We start from the raw sequence: 22088 nt of genomic DNA, 5'->3' as shown, positions 1-22088 counted from the left end.
CCTTGACTGGTGTCACGATGCAGTTCAGGGTGTCTCGCGTACCTTCGCCCTCACCGTGGACGTCCTCGACGAACCGATGTCTTCCTACATCTGTATTGGCTATCTCCTCTGCCGAGTCGCCGACACCGTGGAAGACTCGTCGTCGATTTCGCCCGGCGAGCAGGCCCATCTCCTTCGACTCTACGACAGCGCACTCGACCCAGACGACGACACCGACATCGACGAGTTCGTCACTGCGGTCGAACCACACCTCCCACCCGAAGGCGAGCGTTCCGACGACTGGATGGTCGTCGCGAACGCCGCCCGCGTCTTCCGCACGTTCGACGCACTCCCGGACGACGTTCGCGAGGCGGTCACGCCGCCTGTGCGCGAACTCGTCTCGGGGATGGCGATGTTCGTCGAACGGCACTCGGATACGGGCGGCCTCCGTATCCAGTCGCGCGAAGAACTCGAAGAGTACTGTTACTACGCCGCGGGGACCGTCGGCAACCTCATCACGAACCTCGTGACGCGGGGGAACGTCGACCGCGAGCGCAGTTCGCGCCTCTACGACACGGCCGAGGAGTTCGGTCTCCTCCTCCAACTCGTCAACATCGCCAAAGACGTCCACGACGACTACACCGCCGAGAACAACGTCTACCTCCCCGCCGAGTGGTTGGACGAAGAAGGCGTCCCGCAAGAGGAAGTCGTCGAACCGGAGAATCTGAGCAAGACTGCGTCCGTCGTCTTCCGGACGGCCACGCACGCAAAGTCGTTCGTCGACGACGCTCAGACCTATCTGGAGACGGTTCCACTGCGTGACGGCAATACACTCGCTGCGTGGGCGATTCCGTTCCTCCTCGCGGTTGGCACCCTCCGGGAACTCCTCGCGAACCCGGAACACGCCGTGACCGGAGAGGGAGTCAAAGTCTCGCGTCAAGAGGTGTTCGCCGTGGTGTCTGCGATGAACGACGCCAGTTCCGAATCGCTCGCCGAGATGCGGAACACCATCGCTCGGCAACCGTTCCACCGGACGACCACGAACGCCGACTGAGACGCGTCGCCTCCTCGCTGAGGCCACCAGCCTCGGCAGCGGAGGGGTGGAACGAAGACTGCTATTTCTGCGAGAGACCACCGAATCGCGTCGAAGACAAGACGGGTCGACTGTTCGGTGTCCACGAGTGACGGGCGGGTTTTGGGAGGATTTTTAGTAGCCGAAGAATAACGGGCGTCTATGAGTACCGAAGAAGCACACGACGACCACGGCCACCACCTGCCGGCGGTCCAGGACTGGCCGCGCGGCTTCGGCGAGGCGAGTTGGTGGCCGTTCGTCACCGCCGTCGGGGGCGCAGGCATCTACACCGGTGCCGGTCTGTACGTCATGGGACAGGACGGAATCGTCGGGTCGGCGCTCGGCCCCGCCGTGTTCATCGGCAGCATCTTCCTCTTCCTGGCCGGTATCTACGGCTGGTTGTACCACGCCTTCGTGAGCCACTTCTGGTCGCGCGATGCGAACCAAAAGAGTGCGGCGAAACTCCGCTGGGGCATGATTGCCTTCCTCGGGTCCGAACTCGCGACGTTCGGTGCACTGTTCGCCTACTACTTCTTCATCCGCGCAGGAGCGTGGCCCCCACAGGAGCTCCCACCACTGACCGGGTCACTCGTGTTGGCGAACACGGCCCTCCTGATTGCGTCGAGTTTCACGCTCCACTGGGCACACGTCGCCATCCGTAACGAGAACCGTCGGAACTTCCTCCTCGGCCTCGCATCCACGCTGCTCCTCGGTGTTATCTTCATCGGCGGCCAGGTGTACGAGTACTACGAGTTCATCGTGCACGAAGGGTTCGACCTCACGTCGGGTATCTTCGGGTCGGCCTTCTACGGCCTCACCGGCCTCCACGGGCTTCACGTGAGCATGGGCGCGGTGCTTCTCGGCATCGTCTTCGTCCGTGCACTCCGTGGACAGTACTCTGCCGAACGCCACGTCTCCGTGAGCACGGCCTCGATGTACTGGCACTTCGTCGACGTCGTCTGGATCTTCCTCGTCGTCGTCCTGTACGTCGGCGCGGAAGTCGGCGCGTAACCGTTCGGACCACGACTACCTTTTCCACCGAAGTACCCTGTCAGCGACGGCAGTCGGATCGTCGTCTCGTAGAACGGCCACTGTGCGACGCCCTCAGCCGAACTGCTCGTTGAATCGGTAGATATCCTCGTCGAGGCCGGCGACGACGAGGTCGTCTTCCGACTGGACGCGCAGGTCCGGGCCGACTTCGGTGATGAGTTCTCCCGCACGCTCGACGGCGATGATGGTGCAGTTCGTCTTCGCTCGCACGTCCGCGCCGGCGAGTGTTCGCCCGACGAGGCCCGGTGCCTGCGTTCGGACGATTTCAATCTGGGACTGCGGTGCGATGACTTCCTCGTCGAGGACCGTCGATGCGAGCATACGCCCCGCGACGGTAGAGAGTGCCAGCACGTAGTCTGCCCCAGCGCGGTAGAGTTTCGAGATGCTCTCGGTTTCGTTCGCCCGCGCGATGACTTCGGTCTCTTCGGAGACACGTTCCGAGACGAGTGTCGCGAACACTGCCGTCGTGTCGTCGTCGAGGGCGAGGAGGACGCCGCGTGCTTCGGTGACGTTCGCCTCGGCGAGCGTCTTCGGGTCGGTGATGTCGCCGACCACGTCTACGCCGGGTTTGGGCTCTTTGTCGACGACGAGATGGGGGACGCCCGAACTCGCGAGCGTCTCTGCGGCCGTCGACCCGACTTCACCGTATCCGGCGACGATGACGGACCCTCGGCGGAAGCGACGCGCCGACGAGAGGGTGAGCGAGCGAAGTTCTTCGAGTCGTTTCTCGCGCCCGACGACGAGGAGAATGGTGTGCTCGTCGATGACGTCGTCTGGTGCAGGTGGCGAGACGAACTTCCCGGAGAACCACGCTCCGATGACGTTGACTCCCGTGAGGCGGGCGATACCGCTCTCGGCGATGGTCTCGCCTTCGACCGGACTCCCGCGTTGGACCAGCAGTTCTGCGACTTCGAAGTCCTCGCCGATTTCTATCGCGTCACCGAGTGCAGAGGAGACGGACGTGGTGGCCTTCCCGGCGAGGCTCTCACCGAGGAGTCGGCGGGGCGAAACCACCTGGTCCGCACCGGCGTAGCGGTGGTACTCCGCGACGCGAGGGTCTTCGATGAGACTGACGACGCGACTCGACGGTGCGGCCTGCTTCGCGGCCAAGATGATACTCGCGTTCGTCTCGTCGTCGTCGTCGGCGACGATAGCGAGCGCTTCGGATGTGTTCACTGCCTCCAGCGACTCGACCGACTCGGGGTCACCGTGGACGACGTCGTACCCCTGTCCGTACAGTTCTTCGGCGAGGTCACGGTCCGATTCGAGAACGACGTATTCGACGCCCATCGCGTCGAGTTCGTCGACCAACGCGTCACCGCGCGGAGTGAACGTGCAGATGACGACGTGGTCAGAGAGGTCCGTCGACGTCGGCGGCGCGGTCCGTAACGCGTCTTCGACCAGCGGAACGAGGAACAACGGGAGCGTGAGGAAGACGGTGGTCACGCCGGTGAGTTGCATCAAGATAGAGAGCGCGAGCAGTGGCGGTGAATCGACCCAGAACCGGGTCTGTTCGCCGTACCCCGTCGTCGTGAACGTCTCGACGACGACGTGGAGCGACTGGAGGTAACTTACGTCCTCTCCAGCGAACTGCCCCGCCGCCCAGCGGTAGATAACCGCGTAGGTGAGCATCAACGTTGCCGCGCCCGCGAGGTAACGACCGAGACGAGATTTTGCTTTCGACAAACCGGGGCCGTCACCCGAAATTGACATACCACTCGCTATGCCCCCCGGTGTCTAAAAGGGTCCTGCCGTCTGACGGATTCTATGGGCCGACCGAGAGACGCCGCACTCACATTCGTCGTCGCGATACCCGTCGCAGTCGGTGTCGCCGTGCTTCGCCCGCCGATTACGCTCAGTGCTGTTCTCGTCGGCATCGTCGGCACACTCGTCGTCGAAGCACTGTTACTCCGAGCAGAGTCCCGCGTGCGACGGTTGTGGGACGACTCACGGGTTCAACTGGTCGCCGTCGTGGCGACGCTCGTCGCTGTCGGTGTCGCCGTCGAGACGGTCGGTGCCAGCGTCCTCGTCCTCGTCCTCTCGGGTCTCGTGACCTATCTGCTCCTCCTCGTCGCCGTCGAACTTCGAGACTGGCAGACTGGGCGACCGTAGAACTCGACTCACGTTCACAAACGTCACTTGAGGAATACTTATCCGCAATCCGGACCCCACCTTGGGTATGAATACCACGACCCGCGCCGCCATCGCCGTCGTGTGTACCGCGGCGCTCGTGGCCGCGTCGGTCCTCGGAGGGTCGTTCCTCGGACTCGCTGCCCCGTTGTCTGGTGACCTCTACGAATCGGCCGCCCCCGAAGGGGCGACGCAGGTCGACAGTCCGTACGGGTCCGCGAGCGTCTGGTACGACGACGACGGCGTCCCGCACATCGACGCGGAGAACGAGGAGGCACTCTACTTCGCCGTCGGGTACGTTCAGGCGCGTGACCGACTGTTCCAGATGGACCTCCAGCGACGACTCGTCGGCGGGAGACTCTCGGCCGTCGTCGGCGAATCGACGCTCGAATCCGACCGCTTTTACCGCAGTCTCGACTTCCAGTCCGCCGCCGAGGCATCGTGGCAGTCGGTTCGCGGAACCGACGTCGGGACGCCCATCGAGGCGTTCACCGCCGGTGTGAATCACTACGCTGGAACGGGAGGGCTTCCACCCGAGTACGCCCTCCTCGACGCCGAGTTCGAGGCGTGGACGCCGACCGACACACTCCTCGTCGGCAAACTCATCTCGTGGCAACTGTCGGGGTCGTTCGCCGACCTCCGCCGAGCGACTGCGGTGTCGCGCCTCGGGGGGAATGCCACCGAACTCTACCCGGCGACGCTCGACCACGACGTGCCAATCGTCCGTGACCCTGCCGAGTCTGATGCGGCACCGTTCTCGCCGGCAGACGTGGTCGAGAACACGTCCGCGGCGAACGCGAACGTCGGTGGCGACTTCGGTGCCCTCGCCGAGTGGACCGACACCTACGACAAAGACCCGACCTACGGGTCGAACAACTGGGTCGTCTCCGGCGAACACACCGCGTCTGGAAAACCACTCCTCGCGAACGACCCGCACCTCGCACTGACCGTCCCACCTATCTGGTACGAGATGCACCTCTCGACCGACCAGATGGACGTTCGCGGTGTCGGATTCCCCGGCATCCCGATGGTCGTCATCGGACGAACCGCAGACGCCGCGTGGGGCGTGACGAACGTCGGCGGCGACTTCACCGACCTCTACACCTACGAGATGCGAGACGGCGGGTACGTCTACGAGGGCGACGTCCGCGAGTTCGACACCGAGATGGAGACGATAGAAGTCGCCGACGGCGAGAACGTCGAGATAGCCGTTCGAAAGTCGGTCCACGGTCCTGTCATCGAACGCGGTGGCCGAACTGTCGGCGTCGCGTGGCCCGGGTTCTCCGCGACGAACGAGTCACTCGGCGTCTACCGACTCAACCACGCAGACTCCGTGGACGATATCCGTGAGGCACTGCGAATCTGGGACGTTCCTGCGCAGAACTTCGTCGCCGCGGACCGCGCGGGCAACACGCTGTACTACCCCGCAGGACAGTACCCGATTCGCGTCACCGACGGTGAAGTCGTCCGCGGAGACACCATCTTCGACGGGTCCGCTGGTGAAGGCGAGTGGCGCGGGTACGAACCCTACGGCCAATCCTCGTGGGATGGATTCGTCCCGTTCGAGTCGATTCCCCACGTCGAGGACCCGGACGTCCTCGCCACGGCCAACCAGCGAACCATCGACGACCCAGCGTTCTACATGGGCACGTCGATGACCTACGCCGACCCCTACCGCGGGCAGCGCATCTACGACTTGCTGGACGACGCCGTCGCAGACGGGGACGTGACTGTCGAGACGATACAGCAGGTTCAACGCGACGTGCGCTCCGAGGCGGCGACCGGATTCACCCCGTACGCGACGAGTTCCGACGCGGTGGCACAGATGTCGCCCGACGCACGGGAACTGACCACCGAACTCGACGGCTGGGACGGCCAGATGCGCGCCGACTCACGCGCCGCACTCGTCTACCGCATCTGGGTCGACGAGTTCCGAACTGCGACGTTCGCCGACGAGTTCGAACCGCAGGGCATGGACGACTCGTACTACCCGCGTCTGTTCGTCCTCCAGCAACTGGACGCCGACTCCCAGTGGTACGACAACCGTTCGACGTTGGAACGCACGGAGACTCGTGCCGACATCGCTGCCGAGGCGATGAACCGTACTGCAGAGCGACTCGACGAGGAGGGATGGGAGACGTACGGCGAGTTCAACACACTCGATATGAACCACCCGTTCGACCGTAAGTTCATGAACTACCCCGAGCGTCCGATGGATGGGTCGCGATTCACCGTGTTCAACTTCCGCTCCGCCGGGTCGACGCAGGCGGGCAGTAGTTGGCGGATGGTGGTCGACTTCTCGGACGAAGACGACTCGGTTGGCGTCGTCCCCGGCGGCCAACGCGGCGTCTTCTGGTCCGACCACTACCACGACCAACTCGACGAGTGGGCCGACGGCGAGTACAAAGCGCTCACACTCGACCGACCGTCTGGGTCGCCCGACATCGTCTTCGGAGGTGGCCGATGAGCGTCCTCTCGGAAGTCCGGACCGGACGCCGCGCCGAACTCGCGTTGGTCGTCGCCACGTTGGTCGGACTGGTCGCCGCGTCGTTCCACTGGGCCGGCCTCGTCGTCGGTGGCGTCCTCGTCGGAATCCTCGCGACGTCTGTTCGCCGCGCCGTCGTGCAGGGACTCACCTTCGGTGGGGTTGCGCTCTTCGTCCACGTCGCCCGTCTCTGGTGGTTCGGTGCACTGGACCCGTTCTTCCAGACCGGACTCGTCCTCGTGCTCACCGTCGGTATCGGATTCGGCCTCCCGACAGTAGCGGCGGTCGGTGCACGTGCCATCGTCGACGATGTCTGAGAGCACATCGGCGACGACTGAGCGCATCCTGTCGACGGCGACGCGACAGACCCGGCGGCGAGTTATCGGCAGCGGATTGCTCGCAATCGTTGGTGTCGTGAGCGGAGGGGTCGCCCTCAGAAGCGTTGCTGGCACTGTGAGCGCCGCGTGGTGGACAGCAGGGGCAGTGCTCGTCGTCGGGGGGCTCTGGGCCTACACGTACGTCCACGCGGCAGAGAACGCCCACACGAGTGAGTGGGGAGACGGCGAGCGAGTGAGTTACGAGACGCTCGGTGCCCCGACTGCCGTCACACTGACCCGAGGTGTACTCGTGGCAGGTATTGCTGGACTCGCTGGTATCGCGGCGTTGGGGGCCGCCAGCGACTGGGTGGCGTGGGTCGCTGCGCTGGCCTACGGTGTCGCCGTCGTGCTCGACGTGCTCGACGGGTTTCTCGCCCGTCGTCTGAACCGCGTCACGGAACTTGGTGGACGACTCGACACCGCCGTCGACGCGTTTGGCCTCCTCGTCGCCCCGCTTACGGCCGTCGTCCTCGGTGAGTTACCGTGGTGGTACCTCTCGGTCGGTGTGGCACGGTACCTCTTCGTCGCCGGTCTCTGGTGGCGCGGCCGGACCGGACGCCCCACGTTCGACCTGCCGCCGCGAACGTCTCGGCGGGTCCTCGCCGGCCTCCAGATGACCGTCGTCCCGATTGCGCTCGCACCGGGTGTTGCCGACGAGTGGATGCCTCTCGTCGCTGCTCTGGCCGCGATGGGTCTGCTCCTCGGGTTTGGTCGCGACTGGTTGTACGTCTCTGGCCGAATCGACGCAGAGACGGCGACACCGAGAACTGCCCCGACGAAAGATTAGCCGAGTCGCGCGAGGACGTCGACGTTGTGAGCGATGTACGACAGGGTCCCGCGTTCTAACTGCTGATGTCGCGTCGCGAGCCATCGCTCGAGCGTCTCGTCGTCCACGGCCTCGGCACCACCGACTGACTCTTCGACGAACCCGAGGATACGGTCGAGAAAGACTCGCTCGTGGCCGTCGTGTTCCGGGTGGACGACCCAATCGGACCCGCCCGCACTGACGACGTTCGCACCGAACTGCGGGAGGACCGAGAGGAGGTCCGCACCGGCGTCCGTCCCTGCGCTGTCGCCGTCGCGCATCGTCTCGTGGTAGGCCGCGAGCACCTCGTCGTCTGCTTCGTGCGAGGGGCGAAACGCCGTTCTCCCGTCGAACGTGATGGGTGCGTAGAGGTACCCGCCGTCGACGAGGCGAGAGACGAGCGAATCCACGGCACGGCGAAGTGGGAGGAGGTCGAACACGGCGTGCGCGATGACGAGGTCGAGTGCCTTCGGGAGGGCCGACATGGCGTCGAAGAGGTCACTCGTCACGTACGTGAGCGAGACGCGTCGCCCGTGGCGCTCGATTCGGAATCCGTCGCGCGTCGGTTCGGCCGACCATCCGGCGGCGTGGGACCACTTCGCGAACGCCTTCGCCGCCTGGTCGGCCATTCCCTTTCGACGGTCGACCATGACGTACTTGATGTCGTCGTGGGCGTCGAAGACCCCCCACGAGAGCAGGCGACGACACATCGCACCGGTCCCCGCGCCGACGGAGACGACGCGGAGCGGTTCTCCTGGATTCGACTCGGCGTGGTCTTCCAGACGGTCTCCCAAGTCCGCGAGCGTCGGTCGGTGGAGTGCACGGTCGTCGACCGACTCTTTGGACCGGAGGTAGCGAACGAACGCGTCGTCGTGTCTGGTCACGAACGACTCGTCTCGTCGGGGTAGTATAATCGTTCTCCCGACGCATCCTGTGTCGCTCGCCGGTGGTCTTCTCCAAACCGCCTCAATCTGTGTCTCCAACGAGGACCGATGTTGCCGATTCCCACGGAATCGCCCGGAAAGTATTTGATTCACTTACTGTGATGTAACGGCAAATGGATAGCGAGATTATCGACGCGGTGACTGGGTGGGATTCCGCACCGTCGGGTGGGGGGTACGGTGGCCTCCGGTCACTCGCGGACGACGGCTTCTCCGGTGCCGTCGTAGCCGGCATGACGTGGGGCTTCATGCTCAACGGTCGTCTCCTCGGCGTCTTCGAGGGAACGATAGCCGACTTCGACGACGAATCGTTCGAGGCCTACCGAGCGCCAGACGCATCGCTCCCGCTTCTCTACACGATGAAAGAGACTGGCGGCGAGGTTCGCGCGCAGTACTACACGGAAGACACGCCGCTGACCGACGCCGACGGAACACTCTCTGCAGGTGGGTTCACCGGGTACATCGAACTCTCCGAGAACGTTCTGTCCGGTGACTACTACGTCGTCTACCACGGTGGGAAGTCGATGAGTGTCGCGTTCGTCGGAAACAGCAAACGCCTCGTCACGGACGACGAGGCGTTCGAACTCGCCGCCGACGAGATTGGCATCTACAAAGTCTACGACGTGGACATCGACCTCGTCGAGATTCCAGACGGCGAGAGCGACGACGCGGCATCCGAAGACGAGTCGGCAACGGGTGCAGCAGGTGCTGTCTCCGAGGCCGAGACGACGGAGAGCGTCGACGACGACGAAGAAGAGCACGTCGCGCCCGCGGGAGACTCGTCGTCTCCCGAGACGACAGCGGTCGACAGTGCCGAAGCATCCAGCGCGTCTGAAGCGAGCGACGAGTCTTCGAGTCCGAGTACGCCACGCGCAGACACGACAGGTGAGTCGGCGACGGCGACCACATCCGACGAGTCCGCAACACAGGCGACGGCACCAGTCGAACGAGCCGAACCTGGGGACTCCAACGGCGCGTCGGGGACGTCGTCGGTCTCGTCTCCGTCGACGGCACCGGCAGCGACTTCTGGGGAGACAAACGGTGGGAGTTCAACCCAACCTGCCGACGACGAGACTGGCGACGACGTGTTCTCTGCCGAAGCCGAGTGGCGAAACGCGCGGTCGATTCCGTCGCTCGACCCACGCGACGCAGAAGGTGAGACTGCCGGCGAACGGCCCGGTTCTTCTCGTCGGCCTCGAAAACGAACGGACAAGACCGAGTCCAAAACCGCGTCGGCCGGACAGAAAACACAGCAGCCGAAACGGGCCCCCGGTCGGTCTTCGAGCGCCTCCTCGAACGCGACGCAGTCGGCGAAGTCGGCGACAGCGGCGTCGTCGAAAGCAGTCGTCTCGCTCAAAGAACAACTCTCGGAGGTCAAAGCAGAGCGTGACCGCCTCGAATCCGAACGAGATGCCATCCAGAAGGAACGCGACGAACACCAATCTCGCGCGGAAGAACTCGAGCGTCGAGTGAACGAACTCGAATCCGAAGTCGACCGTCTCAGGTCGGAACTAGACGAGGCTGGACTCACTTCGACCGACCGTTCGATGTCGGCGGACGAAGCACTTCGCGGGACGAACCTGTTCGTCCGCTACGCGAAAAAGAGCGGGGCGACGCTGGAGAAGGCCCACGCCGGGCAGGCAAAGCGCGAAGACGTCGTCGACAACCTCCGTCTCGAACACCACACGACGTTCGACACCGACGGACTCGGCGTCGACGGGCAACCGTACGAGGAGTTCCTCCACGAGACCCCCGAGTACGGGTTCGCCAAGTGGGCTGTCACCGACCTCCTCTACGAGATTGGTGAGACTGGCAACCGGTCGTCACTCTCCGGCGTCTTCGATTCGATTCCGAAAGCAGACAGAATCGAACTCTACGGGACCGTCTCGGTGCCGATTGGTGAGGGCGAGACCGAGCCCCGAAAGTTCGACGTCATCTTCCGGGACCAGATGGGTAACCCACTGTTCGTCGCCAACCTGAACGACTCTCGCGACCCGGCCACGCAGTCGATGGTCACGCGACTCATCAAGGACTCGAAGTCCGTCGCCGAGGCCAACGAGTCACTCGGGTCGGCGTTCGTCGTCACGAAGAGTTTCTTCGAACCGGATGCCCTCGAAGCGGCCACCGCCGAGACCGGTGGCGGACTGCTGAGTCGCTCGAAGCGCAAGAGCTTCGTGAAACTCTCGCGGAAACAGGGCTACCACCTCTGTCTGGTCGAAGCCCGAAGCGGCGAGTTCCACCTCAACGTCCCCGACCTGTAATCGGGTCGGGTGACGAAATCTTCTCGATGCATTCGCTCGTCGAATAGCAGCGTCTGTGGTAGCGACTAGACGCTGGCACAGAAGAGTGACGTCGCTCGTGGACGGTCACGAACGCCTCGTGCGGCCCCGTGTCTCGAACCCGGACGGGGCGTGCGAGGGGTCAGTCGTGGACGCGGGCGTCTCCGCGACGGTCAGAGGTGACTCGTCGTGGTAATCAGAGATAGAACGACCGCGTGTATCGGAATCTTAGCTCTCGATTTCGGCTGCTTCTTCGATCTTCATCGATTCGAGCTTGGTGACGATTTCGTCGAGCTTGTCGTCGAGTTCGTCGACGAACTCGTCGGTTCGCTCGGTCTTGATCGCACCTTGGCTGGAGGGCTCGATAAGGTTCTCTTCTTCGAGAACGCGGAGCGAGTACCGAACCTTGTGGTGGGGGTAGCCAGTCTCGTTCGACATCTTGACGATGCCAATCGGCTCGTTATCGATAACCATCTTCAGGACCTGGAGATGGCGCTCCAACATATCGACTTCTTTCTCAAGTCGGTCTATCATGCCATTTGTTAACTCTTCTTGGGAGGCTTTAAGCCTTGCCCTCCACGTCGGCGAATAATAAGATATCGCGACCTAAACGAGGAAACTAAATAACCGTTGTGTTATTCGTCGCCACGGTAATGCGAGTTCGTGGCTTGAATAGCTGTCCGCAAAACAAATCTGTGCAAACACATGCATTCCTCATCGGCCAGTACCGTAATCTGTTTAGTGCGGCGCGGGGAACGGCCGACGTATGACTGTTACCATCGTCGGTTCGCAACTCGGCGACGAGGGCAAAGGCGCACTCGTCGACCTGTGGGGCGGCGACGCTGATATCGTCGTCCGCTATCAAGGCGGCGACAACGCCGGCCACACCGTCGTCGAAGACGGCGAAGAGTACAAGTTATCGCTCGTCCCGAGCGGGGCCGTCCGCGACAAAGTGGGCGTGCTCGGAAATGGGTGTGTCATCAACCCCCGGACGCTCTTCTCCGAAATCGACGCCCTCCGCGAGCGTGGCCTCGACCCTGACGTGCGTCTCGCCAAGCGTGCGCACGTCATCATGCCCTACCACCGCCGCCTCGACAACATCGAAGAGGAGGCGAAAGCCGACTCCGACTCCGACCTCGTCGTCGGTACGACCGGACGCGGCATCGGCCCGACCTACGAGGACAAAGCGGGCCGTCGCGGCATCCGCGTCGGCGACCTTCTGGACCCCGAGGTGCTCCGCCAGCGACTCGAGTACGTCGTCCCGCAGAAGAAAGCGCTCATCGAGGACGTGTACGGACTCGAAGCAGGCGAAGAGTGCGACATCGAAGCCCTCGTCGAGGAGTTCACCGAGTTCGGCCGTCGCCTCCGCGAAGACGACATGGCCGTCAACTGTGGCGACTTCCTCGCAGAACGCCGCGAGGCAGGCGAGAACGTGATGTTCGAGGGTGCACAGGGGACGCTCATCGACATCGACCACGGTAGCTACCCGTACGTGACCTCCTCCAACCCGACTGCCGGCGGCGCGGCGACCGGGTCCGGTGTCGGACCGACCGTGGTCGGACAAGGTGAAGTCGTCGGTATCGTCAAGGCGTACCTCTCTCGCGTCGGCGAGGGTCCGATGCCGACCGAACTGAAAGAGGACGACCGTCAAGAAGAACTCGCAGACTTCATCCGCGAGAAGGGTGGCGAGTTCGGAACTGTCACCGGCCGCCCGCGCCGTATCGGATGGCTCGACATGCCGATGCTCCGTCACGCTGCTCGCGTCAGCGGCTTTACCGGCATCGCCGTCAACCACCTCGACGTACTCGCCGGCCTCGACGAAGTCAAGGTCGGCCACGCCTACGAACTGGAGGGCGAAGAACGCCTCACCATGCCGGCGACTACCGAGCGCTGGGCCGAGTGTGAACCCGTCCTCAAAGAGTTCGACACGTGGCCGGAAGTCGACTGGACCGAAGTCGCCGAAGAAGGCTACGACGCCGTCCCGGACGCCGCACAGGAGTACCTCGACTACCTCTCCGAGGAACTCGACGTGCCGATTTACGCCGTCGGCGTCGGCCCGGACCGCGCACAGACTGTCCACCTCGCAAACCCGTTCGACGAGTAATCTCGCCGCGCAGGCCGGCGAGCGAATCGTCACGTGACGAACACGGGACGGCGCAGAACCCGTCGGCTGACGGCGTCGAACCCGTACGCTTTTACTTCACGGAATCCACCGTCAGGACGATGAAAGAATCCCTGATGGACATCCTCTGTGACCCCCTCGACAAGAGTGAACTCGAGTTGGAAGTCGACGAGCGAGACGGTGACGAAATCATCGAAGGACGACTCATCGGCACGGTCACCGGTGAGGTGTACCCCATCGAGGACGGTATCCCGAACCTCCTGCCACCGGACATGCGTGACGACTGACTGGACCTGAACGTTTTTCTATTCTCGACTTGACGGTGATACCGTGTCGAACGCGCCGCTCACCGTTTCGTTGAACGCCGAGCGACCCCACGACCTTTCAGTCTCGCCATCGTTCTCGACGACCGGTTCGTTCACCGTCGAACTCGAAAACCTCGGACAGGCGGTCCACGTCCACCTCAACGTCGACGACGACCTCTCGCGTGTCGTCCAGTTGGCGAATGGAAATCACTTCGTCGACGGCGGCCAGACGAAGTCGGTTCGGTTGCCGGTCACACCACCGGCAGAACCGGTGAGTGGAAAGCTCAAAATCGTCTCCGGATACGGGTCGGAGACGGCGTACGTCGACGTGACCGTCAACCCCGGACGGGGTGGCAAACCCCCCGTCGACGTCGACGAGACGCTCTCGAAACCACCACAGGCCGAATCGAACGACGGCCTCGTGGGTGCGCTCGGCGAAGCCTTGCCTCACATCGACCCACGAGCAGGACCGCTCTTGCTTCTCGCCGCCGTCGCCCTCGCCCTCGCCGTCGCTGTCGCGTCGGTGTTCGAGAGTCTCGCCATCACGCTCGGTGCCGTCGTCGTCGTGGGTGGCGTCTTCGCGGCGTTGGCACTGGCGGTTCGGTGAGGGACACACGCGACTGAAAGCCGCGTCCCGTCTTCGAGTTAGTTACTCGTCGTCGGTCGGAACGCCGCAGAGGTTTCCATCGTCGTCGAACAACTTCGCGCGGAGGAACCGAGTCCGGTACCGGTTGGCACCTTCGTACACGTCCGCCTCGCGGATATCGTCGACTCGGCCGTCAGCGACGGCCTCGATGATGTCTTCGACCTGTTCTTTTTCGGAGGGAGTCAGTTCGAACTCGTAGGTTCGTGTCTCTTCGCCTTCGAGACGAGTCCACTTCCGAGAGGCTGCGATGACGAGCGAACACGGTTCGCGGCACGGGAAGGCACCGTCGCCGCCGTCCACGTCGAGGTCAGTCTCGTCGTTGTACTGCCACTCACGGCGCTTGACGCACTGCGAGTCGTCACAGCAGGCCTCGGCGACCCAGTCGACGTGTTCGTGGCCGTCGCCACGGTTCCACGTCTCGACGACACTGTACATGCCGGTCTGTCGGCCGATAGTGTCCTCCCAGTGCTCCACGTCGAGGGTCCCCTCGCGCTCTCGGTACCAGTTCGGAACAGATGCCGGATAGAACGTTCCGACCGTCTCGACGAGGTCACGGCCGTCGAGTTCGGGGAAGACCCATCCGCCGGCGAGGTTGGCACCGGTCTTCAGCGGGCGGTACCGGCCGTTCTCGTCGTACGTGGCCAGTTGCCGGGCGGCGAGTGGTTCGTGATACTCGTCGAGGGCGGATGTGTCGTGGTCGCCGTCGTCCACGTGTCGGAGGTCGTAGGAACGTTCGCCGTGGTCGTCGACGGTGACCGTGACGAGCAACTGGCCCCATTCACGGCGAATGCCGTCCCGAAGCGCATCGTAGCGTTCCGGGACAGCGTGTTCGTCCGCTCCTTCGACCCACCGGAGGAAGGCCCGACGTTGCGGACTCGACTCGCCGACCACGTTCGTCCAGAAGTACCAGTTCGTGGCGTAGTCGTCGTAGTCGCCCAACGTGTCGGCGAGGTCGGCCGCTGAGAGGCCGTCGCGTGTCGCCTCGGGCGTCTCCAGTCGGTAACCGTCGTCCTCGTGCGTCACTCGAAGGCCGTCGAGGGCGACACCGTCTTCGCTCGCAGCGTCGACCAGTGCGTCGATGTGGTGTCCCATCGTTAGTTCGCCTCCTGCGGCGTCTTTCGCGTCCGTTCACGGACGACAGTGAGTGCGTCACCGATGTCTGCACCCGCGTCGGCGGCGCGTTCGAGAACCACGTCGGCCATCAAGCCCTCGGTTCCCACGGCACCCGCGTACCAGATACGGTGCCCGTCGACGACGGTCGGAACGTCGTATCCCGTCCGATAGTCGTCGGTGAGGCCCATGTCCTCGGGGATGTCCTCCTGTGTGTGGAACCCGTCGGCGACGAACAACGGGACGACGACGACGTCTTCGGACTCGAAGTAGTCGGTCACGTCGTCGACTTCTGGGTCTTCGTCCATGTAGAGCGCCTGCACTTCGTCGAAGCGGTCCATCTGCCGAATGCGGTCGGCGTGGTACTCGATGGCTTTCGCGGAGTTCTCGTTGCGCTCGGTTCCGTGGCCGACCACGGCGAGGCCGAATCCGTCGCCGACGTTCGGGTCGCGGGTGACCGTCTCCGCTCGGCGGACGATGACATCGGTCATCGCTTCGTGGGTCCCGACCGGTCCGCAGTAGTGGACCGTCTTCTCGGGCACGTCGGACGCAGTGAGCGTGACGTGCGACGCCGAGAGGCCGTCAGAGTCCCAGTCGGCCACGTCCCACCCGTCGAGACGGAGTTCTCGTGGGATGACTTGCTCTGTGAAGTAGCCCTCACTGATGAACAGTGGGACGACGTACACCTCGTCGGCCTCCACAGTCCTGAGAACCTCCCGAATCGATGGCTCTTCTTTCCAAAAGCCCGTTCGGACCTCGTCGAACGCGCCAACCTCGCGGATGGTGTCCGCGTGGTCGTAGGTCGGCGTACTCGAATCCGGGTTCAGGTGCGACCCGTGCGCCACGATGACCAGCGCTTGCATGTCCGGGGGTTACGACGGGACTGTCTTATGGACTTCGCATCTCAGAAAGGAATCTTGGCGTTCGGCCAACTCAGGTTCGCCCCCCGTTCAGGGAGACACACGAAACGGAGGTTCGATACGCCGAGGGCGCGGTTTTTTGCGCTCGGCCGACGACGCATCGACCATGTCTCTCGCCGCCGACGCACGCGACGCCGTCCGTGAACGACCGTTCCTCCTCGACGCGCTCCGCGCGGGTGTCGTCAACTACGCCGCCGCCGCGGCCTATCTCGACCTCGGCGACGACGACGCAGTCGCGGCCGCACTTCGCCGCTTCGCCGACGACCTGTCCGACCTCGAATCTGCGTCTCGAGAGGTGACAGTCACGATGCGAAGCGGTGTCGGCCTCGTCGGCGAAGATATCGACGCGTCGGACGGCGACCCGGTCCTCTCCGTCGCAGGCGTCGAACTCGCCGGTGGCGGGCCGCTCACAGCAATCATCGCCGAGGGCGACGTGGGAACGGATTACCTCACGACGGTTCTCGCCCGACTCGACGCCGAGTCGGTTGTAGTCGATGCTGCTGGCGTCGCTGGCGACACGTTGGCCGTGGTGGTGCCACGGAGACAAGGCGCGGCCGCTCTGCGAATCGTCGAATCGGCCAGCAACGCTATATACTCCTGACTCTGGGGATATCACGACTGATACCCCGCGGTCCGAAGTTATTACTACGGACACAATTACCATTTTAATGGCATCATCTGGCCGACGTGACGGAGACGGAACGATTACGCTCTCTTCGAGTGCGCTGTTGCGTGAACTCGACTTGACCACCGACGAAATCTCGTGGCGGCAGTCGTTCGTTGGCTTCACCGACGAAGACGCTGCCCGACTCGCAAACCTACGCGGCGTCGTCGAGGCTCGCGACGAGGCTCTCGTCGATGGGTTCGTGGAGCCGATTCTGGCGAACGGCCGGACGACCGACGTTCTGAATCGGTCGAAGACAGACCTCGACGGACTCCGAGCGGTCGTCTCCGACTACTATCGGTCCTTTACCGACGGAACCTACGACGAAGACCACTACGCGGCGCGGACGCGCATCGGTCTCCTCCACGACAAACTCGACATGCCACTGCACTACTTCGGCGGGATGTTCGCCAACGTCACCGGCATCTTCGCCGACGAACTCTGCGAACGAACCGTCGCAGAGGCGACGACGGGCCTCTCAGACCAGCAGACCGAACAGGTCGAAGCGGCCGTCGAAGAGGCCTTCGCAGACACGATGGCAGTCGTCCGCGGACTCAACCTCGACATGCAGGTCGTCAACGACACCTACCTCTACTCGTACTCGCTGGACGTGCGCGAGGAAGTTCGCCGCGCCCGCGAGAGTCGTGGTAGCTTAGAGACGGTGGCGACGCAACTGCACGAAGAGACGGCCGGAACGAGCAAGAGTCTCGCCGAAATCGAGACGCTCGCGTCTCAGCAAGCCGAGATGACGGAGGAAATCGCGTCCGAACTCTCGAACCTGAGTGCGACGGTCGAAGAAGTCGCGGCGACTGCCGACGAGGTGTCCACGCAGAGCGACGGAGCGAGTGCGCGCGCAGAGGAGGGGCGTGCCGAGGCCGGAGAGGCAATCGAGGCGATGCACCAGGTCGGTGACGACAGAGACGACATCACCGTCAACGTCGAAGCCCTCGTCGAAGCAATCGACGAGATACAAGACATCGTCGGCGTCATCGACGAAGTCGCCGACCGGACGAATCTGCTGGCGCTCAACGCGTCCATCGAGGCCGCCCGCGCGGGTGATGCGGGGTCAGGATTCGCCGTCGTCGCAGACGAGGTGAAGTCGCTCGCGAACGAGTCGAAGTCACAGGCTGAGCGCATCGGCCAGATGATAGAGGACGTGACCGACCACATCGAGGACACCGCCGAGGCACTCTCGTCCGCGGACGAGAACATCGACCACGGCATCGAACGCGTCGAGTCGACCGTCGAGAGCCTCGACGAGATTACCGACTCGGTCGGCGACGTGACCGACGGTATCGAAGAGGTTGCCCGGGCGACCGACGAGCAGGCCACCCTTACCTCCGATATCGCCGTCTTCGTGGACGACGCCGCCACGCAGGTCGACGAGGTGACCGCCGAAATCGACCGCATCTCCGAGAGCGTCGCCGAGCAGGCCGAGCAGGCGGCCGACCTGGATACCGCCGTCGAAGAACTCGATTCGGACGCGGACCTCGAGTCCTTCCGTCGTCGTGCCAGTCCCTCCACCGACGGTGGTACCGTCACCACGAAATCGACGGCGAGACTCGCGTCGGCAGCGAACGCGAACCGCGACCCAAAGCGGCCTGCGCCGGACACTGGTGCTCGCGGCGGTCCGACCAGCGACACCAGCGGAGAGCGGACCGAAACGGACCGTGCAGAAGGGCCAGTCGACGACCCACTGGACCGTATCCCGTCTTTCGTCCAGCGAATACTCCCGAAGGAGACGTTGGAGAAGATTCGTCGCGGCGAGGCAGACCGTCCCGACTGGACGAGATAACGACCGGGGAGACGGATTCACCGTCCGCCGTTCCGACGGGTTGAAAACCGTCCCACGAGTACCCGAGAGCAATGACGCTGTCCGTGACCAACACGCTGACGGGAGAACGCGAGGACTTCGAGTCTCGAAGCGACGACGACGTGTTGCTCTACGTCTGTGGACTGACGGTCTCGGACGACGCTCACCTCGGTCACGCCCGCCTCTGGATGCACGCAGACATCATGCACCGATGGCTCGAATACGAGGGCTACCGCGTCCACCACGTCGAGAACTTCACCGACGTGAACGAGAAGATTGCCGCCCGCATCGGCGAAGACGACCTCGGCGACGACGAATCGACCGTCGCCGAACACTTCGTCGGCGACGTCATCCGCGACATGCGTGGCCTCAACCTGAAACGGGCGGAAGTCTACCCACGCGTCTCCGAACACATCCCCGAGATTATCGACCTCATCCAGACGCTCGTCGACCGCGGCCACGCCTACGAGTCGAACGGATCGGTCTACTTCGACGTGACCACCTTCGAGGACTACGGGAAACTCTCGAACCAGAAACTCGACGAACTGGAGTCGCAGGGCGAGTCTGCCGAACGCTCCGAGAAGCGGAACGCCGCAGACTTCGCTCTCTGGAAAGCAGGCGCGGTCAGTCCCGAGACGGCCGCCGAACACCGCAAGCCGGACCTCGAACCCCTCACGGACCCGTGTGGAGACACGTGGGACTCGCCGTGGGGCGAGGGCCGTCCCGGGTGGCACATCGAGTGCTCGGCGATGTCGATGACACACCTCGACGAGACCATCGACATCCACGTCGGCGGCCGTGACCTCGTGTTCCCCCACCACGAGAACGAAATCGCCCAGTCGGAGGCCGCGACGGGCGACCAGTTCGCCCGCTACTGGCTTCACGTCGGCTTGCTCCAGACCGACGGCGACAAGATGAGTTCCAGCCTCGGGAACTTCTTTTACGTGGACGACGCCCTCGACGAGTTCGGCGTCGACGTGATTCGGACGTTCTACCTCTCGACGGCCTACGGGTCGGAACAGACCTACTCCGAAGAGACGATTGCAGAGGCAGAAGAGCGCTGGGAGCGTCTCGAACGGGCCTACGAGGCCGCCGTCGAGGCGTGCGATAGCCCCGCCGCGCGAACCAAAGTCGAAGCGACCGACCTCCGAGAGACGGTCGAATCGGCCCGCAAAAACTTCCGCGAGGCGATGAACGACGACTTCAACGTCCGCGAGGCGATGGCCGAACTCCTCGGGGTGGCGAGCGCCGTCAACCGCCACCTCGATGCAGGCGACGAATACGACTACCGCGCGCTCCGCGAAGCAATCGAGACGTTCGAAGCACTCGGCGGCGAAGTATTCGGCCTGTCGTTCGGCGAGTCGGCCGACGACGGCGACGTATCTATCGCCGCAGACCTCGTCCAACTCGTCTTGGACGTGCGCGAAGCAGAGCGTGACGCGGGCAACTACGAACGCGCAGACAGCCTCCGCGACGACCTGACCGAACTCGGTGTCGAAGTCGAAGACGGTTCCGACGGCGCGACGTTCCGGTTCGAGTAGTCAGTCGTGTCCGCCCAGTTCTTCGCCGCGCTCGGAGACGAACCACCGAATCACGCTTCCTTCCGCGCGGTGGAGCACTTCGCTCGCAGACGACGGGGCAATCCCGACCTCGTCTGCAACTTCTGAGAGTGTACATCGCCTCGGGGAGTCGTAATAGCCGGCGTCGACGGCCGTTTCGAGGACGTGCCACTGGTGGTCCGTGAGGAAGTCGGTGCCGTCGAACGACTGTGATATCGTGGTCACGTCGAACGTCCACCCGAGCGACCGAAGCGTCTCGCCGAATTGCGAGAGTCTGTCGGTGGACGTCGTCACCCGGAAGGTCAACACGCCATCTCGAATCGTGTACGGAAACGCCGGGAGGATATCGGAGTCGCGAACTGCTCGATAGAGTTCGGAGACGTCCGTCTCGTAGCGGAAGACGGCACGGCTTTCGTAGCGGTCGAGGAGTTCGAACGCGCGAACCGAGGGGACCGCTCGAAGTTGGTTGAGCAGTTCGTCGAGGTCGTCTGCGCGGACTTCCACGAGTCCGTAACTTCGGTCTGGTTCTTCGATACCCGAGAGATACCGAAAGAGTGCGTCGGGGTGGTCGCAGGAGACGGCCGTCACGCCGAACTCTTCGGCGAGCGGTATCTCGATAGTCGCCGTCACCATGTCGCTACGCCGCTACGCGGAGCGACGAGATAGCCGCTCCGCTCACGGTGAGAGTATTTGAATGGCCGAGGATATTCGGACAAATCTACAGGCCCACTCGTCGCTTCCTCCCAGTCGATGACCACCGAACGACCCGTCTCAGCCACGCAAGAGACGACCCAAACGACGGTTCACGTGCTCCACACAGGCGCCGTGAACATCGACCGCGCGCTCGCGTTCCGGGAGCAGTCACTCCACCCGATGCCCTACACCGGGTGGCTTCGCCCGAAGTCCAAGCGGATGTGGGCTCCCGTCTCGGCCTACCTCATCGACCACCCCGAGGGACCGGTCCTCGTCGACGCCGGCTGGCACAGCGACGTGCGGACCGACCAGCGCGGACACCTCGGGTTCCTCTCGTCGACGATGTACTGGGGTCGCCTCCCTGCTGGGCAGGCGGTCCACGAACAGCTAGCGTCGCTCGGTGTCCGGCCCGAAGACCTCGAATACGTCGTCATGTCGCACCTTCACTCCGACCACGCGAGCGGACTGGAACACGTCCGAGACGCGAAGCACATCGTCGTCAGCACTCCCGAGTGGGATGCACGCACCGATTTCGGGTACATCCCCTCGATGTGGGACGGTATCGACGTCACACCGTTCGACTTGGCGGAGATTCCATTCGGACCGTTCAAACAGGGCCTCGACCTCTTCGGCGACGGCCTCGTCTACCTCGTCTTCACACCGGGCCACAGCGCCGGTCACGTGTCCGTCCTCACGAAGACAGGTGCCGGATGGGTGCTTCTCGCTGGCGACGTGGGATACGCCGCGAAATCGTGGGAAGACGGCATCCTCCCGGGCGTCACGACTGACGACCGAGACATGCACGCTTCGCTGACGTGGGTGAAAGACTTCGCCGCTCGCGACGACTGCGTCGCTGCCTTCGCCAACCACGACCCAGACGTGACGCCGACGACAATTGGTTGACTGGTATCGAACGCGCTTATCTATCGGGAGAGAACCGAACGACTGCGAGTTCCTGCGCCGCCTCGGAGAGTTGCACAGCCGGGTCAGATGGGCTGGTCGAAAGCCCGAGTCCACGCGCCATAAACGGATGGGCCGAGGTGTAGATATCGAGCAGTCGCACTGTCGTCTCGCCCGCGGTGACTTCGCCCATCGTCGTGTATCGGTCGCCACGATACCAGACGTGACACGCAGTCGG

Annotated in this window: 20 protein-coding genes and 1 pseudogene; 14 read left to right on the top strand and 7 right to left on the bottom strand. The window is 63.7% G+C overall.

Features of this window, described 5'->3' with window-relative positions:
• Together AUR66_RS17670 and AUR66_RS17665 are read left to right on the top strand one after the other, a co-directional pair.
• Window positions 1-1033 (top strand): phytoene/squalene synthase family protein (locus AUR66_RS17670; protein WP_058573480.1); only part of this gene is annotated, 1033 nt, incomplete at its 5' end.
• Window positions 1034-1213: 180 nt separating this feature from the next.
• Window positions 1214-2062, top strand: a complete 849-nt coding sequence (locus tag AUR66_RS17665) for a cytochrome c oxidase subunit 3 (protein ID WP_058573477.1) — start codon at window positions 1214-1216, stop codon at window positions 2060-2062.
• 93 nt (window positions 2063-2155) lie between these two features.
• On the opposite strand, the gene AUR66_RS17660 is transcribed toward AUR66_RS17665, so the two are convergent.
• Window positions 2156-3814: a potassium channel family protein gene (locus AUR66_RS17660; RefSeq protein ID WP_058573476.1), complete on the bottom strand. Its 1659-nt coding sequence runs from the start codon at window positions 3812-3814 to the stop codon at window positions 2156-2158.
• Window positions 3815-3868: 54 nt separating this feature from the next.
• On the opposite strand from AUR66_RS17660, the gene AUR66_RS17655 reads away from it, so the two are divergent.
• The 4 genes from AUR66_RS17655 to AUR66_RS17640 all read left to right on the top strand — a co-directional run bounded on the left by AUR66_RS17655 (window position 3869) and on the right by AUR66_RS17640 (window position 7880).
• Window positions 3869-4213 carry a hypothetical protein gene (locus AUR66_RS17655; RefSeq protein ID WP_231727955.1) on the top strand — a complete coding sequence of 115 codons (345 nt, stop codon included), beginning with the start codon at window positions 3869-3871 and terminating at the stop codon, window positions 4211-4213.
• 67 nt (window positions 4214-4280) lie between these two features.
• Window positions 4281-6698: a penicillin acylase family protein gene (locus AUR66_RS17650; RefSeq protein ID WP_058573475.1), complete on the top strand. Its 2418-nt coding sequence runs from the start codon at window positions 4281-4283 to the stop codon at window positions 6696-6698.
• Window positions 6695-7033: a hypothetical protein gene (locus tag AUR66_RS17645; RefSeq protein WP_058573474.1), complete on the top strand. Its 339-nt coding sequence runs from the start codon at window positions 6695-6697 to the stop codon at window positions 7031-7033. The genes AUR66_RS17650 and AUR66_RS17645 overlap by 4 nt, the downstream gene beginning before the upstream one ends.
• Window positions 7026-7880, top strand: coding sequence for a CDP-alcohol phosphatidyltransferase family protein (locus AUR66_RS17640; protein WP_058573473.1), 855 nt, complete (start codon window positions 7026-7028; stop codon window positions 7878-7880). The genes AUR66_RS17645 and AUR66_RS17640 overlap by 8 nt, the downstream gene beginning before the upstream one ends.
• Here the strand turns inward: AUR66_RS17640 and AUR66_RS17635 are convergent.
• On the bottom strand, window positions 7877-8782 hold the full coding sequence (locus AUR66_RS17635; protein WP_058573472.1) for an SAM-dependent methyltransferase: 906 nt from the start codon (window positions 8780-8782) through the stop codon (window positions 7877-7879). The two genes, AUR66_RS17640 and AUR66_RS17635, sit on opposite strands and share 4 nt — an antisense overlap.
• 173 nt (window positions 8783-8955) lie before the next feature.
• Here AUR66_RS17635 and AUR66_RS17630 point away from each other — a divergent pair, with 173 nt between their 5' ends.
• Entirely contained in the window at window positions 8956-11100 is a 2145-nt protein-coding gene (locus AUR66_RS17630) for a bZIP transcription factor (RefSeq protein ID WP_058573471.1), read from the top strand.
• A gap of 246 nt (window positions 11101-11346) precedes the next feature.
• Here the strand turns inward: AUR66_RS17630 and AUR66_RS17625 are convergent, their stop codons facing one another.
• The gene (locus tag AUR66_RS17625; protein ID WP_058573470.1) at window positions 11347-11652 is read right to left on the bottom strand and encodes a hypothetical protein; all 306 of its coding nucleotides are present in this window, start codon (window positions 11650-11652) and stop codon (window positions 11347-11349) included.
• Window positions 11653-11884: 232 nt separating this feature from the next.
• Here AUR66_RS17625 and AUR66_RS17620 point away from each other — a divergent pair, with 232 nt between their 5' ends.
• The 3 genes from AUR66_RS17620 (at window position 11885) to AUR66_RS17615 (ending at window position 14152) form a co-directional block, all read left to right on the top strand.
• On the top strand, window positions 11885-13222 hold the full coding sequence (locus AUR66_RS17620; protein WP_058573469.1) for an adenylosuccinate synthase: 1338 nt from the start codon (window positions 11885-11887) through the stop codon (window positions 13220-13222).
• A gap of 119 nt (window positions 13223-13341) precedes the next feature.
• Complete coding sequence (locus tag AUR66_RS21465) at window positions 13342-13527, top strand: methytransferase partner Trm112 (protein ID WP_013035425.1); 186 nt, start codon at window positions 13342-13344, stop codon at window positions 13525-13527.
• Window positions 13528-13570: 43 nt separating this feature from the next.
• Window positions 13571-14152 carry a DUF7524 family protein gene (locus AUR66_RS17615; RefSeq protein WP_058573468.1) on the top strand — a complete coding sequence of 194 codons (582 nt, stop codon included), beginning with the start codon at window positions 13571-13573 and terminating at the stop codon, window positions 14150-14152.
• 42 nt (window positions 14153-14194) lie between these two features.
• Here AUR66_RS17615 and AUR66_RS17610 read toward each other — a convergent pair whose 3' ends face one another.
• Together AUR66_RS17610 and AUR66_RS17605 are read right to left on the bottom strand one after the other, a co-directional pair.
• Window positions 14195-15283 carry a DR2241 family protein gene (locus AUR66_RS17610; protein WP_058573467.1) on the bottom strand — a complete coding sequence of 363 codons (1089 nt, stop codon included), beginning with the start codon at window positions 15281-15283 and terminating at the stop codon, window positions 14195-14197.
• A gap of 2 nt (window positions 15284-15285) precedes the next feature.
• Entirely contained in the window at window positions 15286-16164 is an 879-nt protein-coding gene (locus tag AUR66_RS17605; RefSeq protein ID WP_058573466.1) for a CbiX/SirB N-terminal domain-containing protein, read from the bottom strand.
• 163 nt (window positions 16165-16327) lie between these two features.
• Between AUR66_RS17605 and AUR66_RS17600 the strand changes: the two genes are divergently transcribed.
• The 3 genes from AUR66_RS17600 to cysS all read left to right on the top strand — a co-directional run bounded on the left by AUR66_RS17600 (window position 16328) and on the right by cysS (window position 20239).
• Window positions 16328-16822, top strand: coding sequence for a DUF7523 family protein (locus AUR66_RS17600; RefSeq protein ID WP_058573478.1), 495 nt, complete (start codon window positions 16328-16330; stop codon window positions 16820-16822).
• A 67-nt stretch (window positions 16823-16889) separates the two neighbouring features.
• Window positions 16890-18680 (top strand): globin-coupled sensor protein, encoded by a 1791-nt coding sequence (locus AUR66_RS17595; RefSeq protein ID WP_058573465.1) that lies wholly within the window; start codon window positions 16890-16892, stop codon window positions 18678-18680.
• A 71-nt stretch (window positions 18681-18751) separates the two neighbouring features.
• Complete coding sequence (gene cysS, locus AUR66_RS17590) at window positions 18752-20239, top strand: cysteine--tRNA ligase (RefSeq protein WP_058573464.1); 1488 nt, start codon at window positions 18752-18754, stop codon at window positions 20237-20239.
• On the opposite strand, the gene AUR66_RS17585 is transcribed toward cysS, so the two are convergent.
• On the bottom strand, window positions 20240-20890 hold the full coding sequence (locus AUR66_RS17585) for a helix-turn-helix domain-containing protein (RefSeq protein ID WP_058573463.1): 651 nt from the start codon (window positions 20888-20890) through the stop codon (window positions 20240-20242).
• 117 nt (window positions 20891-21007) lie between these two features.
• Here AUR66_RS17585 and AUR66_RS17580 point away from each other — a divergent pair, with 117 nt between their 5' ends.
• A complete protein-coding gene (locus AUR66_RS17580; protein WP_058573462.1) occupies window positions 21008-21853 on the top strand; it encodes an N-acyl homoserine lactonase family protein in 846 nt (281 codons plus the stop codon).
• A 16-nt stretch (window positions 21854-21869) separates the two neighbouring features.
• Here AUR66_RS17580 and AUR66_RS22305 read toward each other — a convergent pair.
• Window positions 21870-22088: pseudogene (locus tag AUR66_RS22305) on the bottom strand (hypothetical protein); the annotation flags it as partial.

This window comes from Haloferax profundi, from assembly GCF_001469865.1.
In the GTDB taxonomy this organism is placed as follows: Archaea; Halobacteriota; Halobacteria; order Halobacteriales; family Haloferacaceae; genus Haloferax; species Haloferax profundi.
The sequence above is the reverse complement of the archived record's forward strand: the minus strand, read 5'-3'. Positions and strand labels throughout refer to the sequence as shown.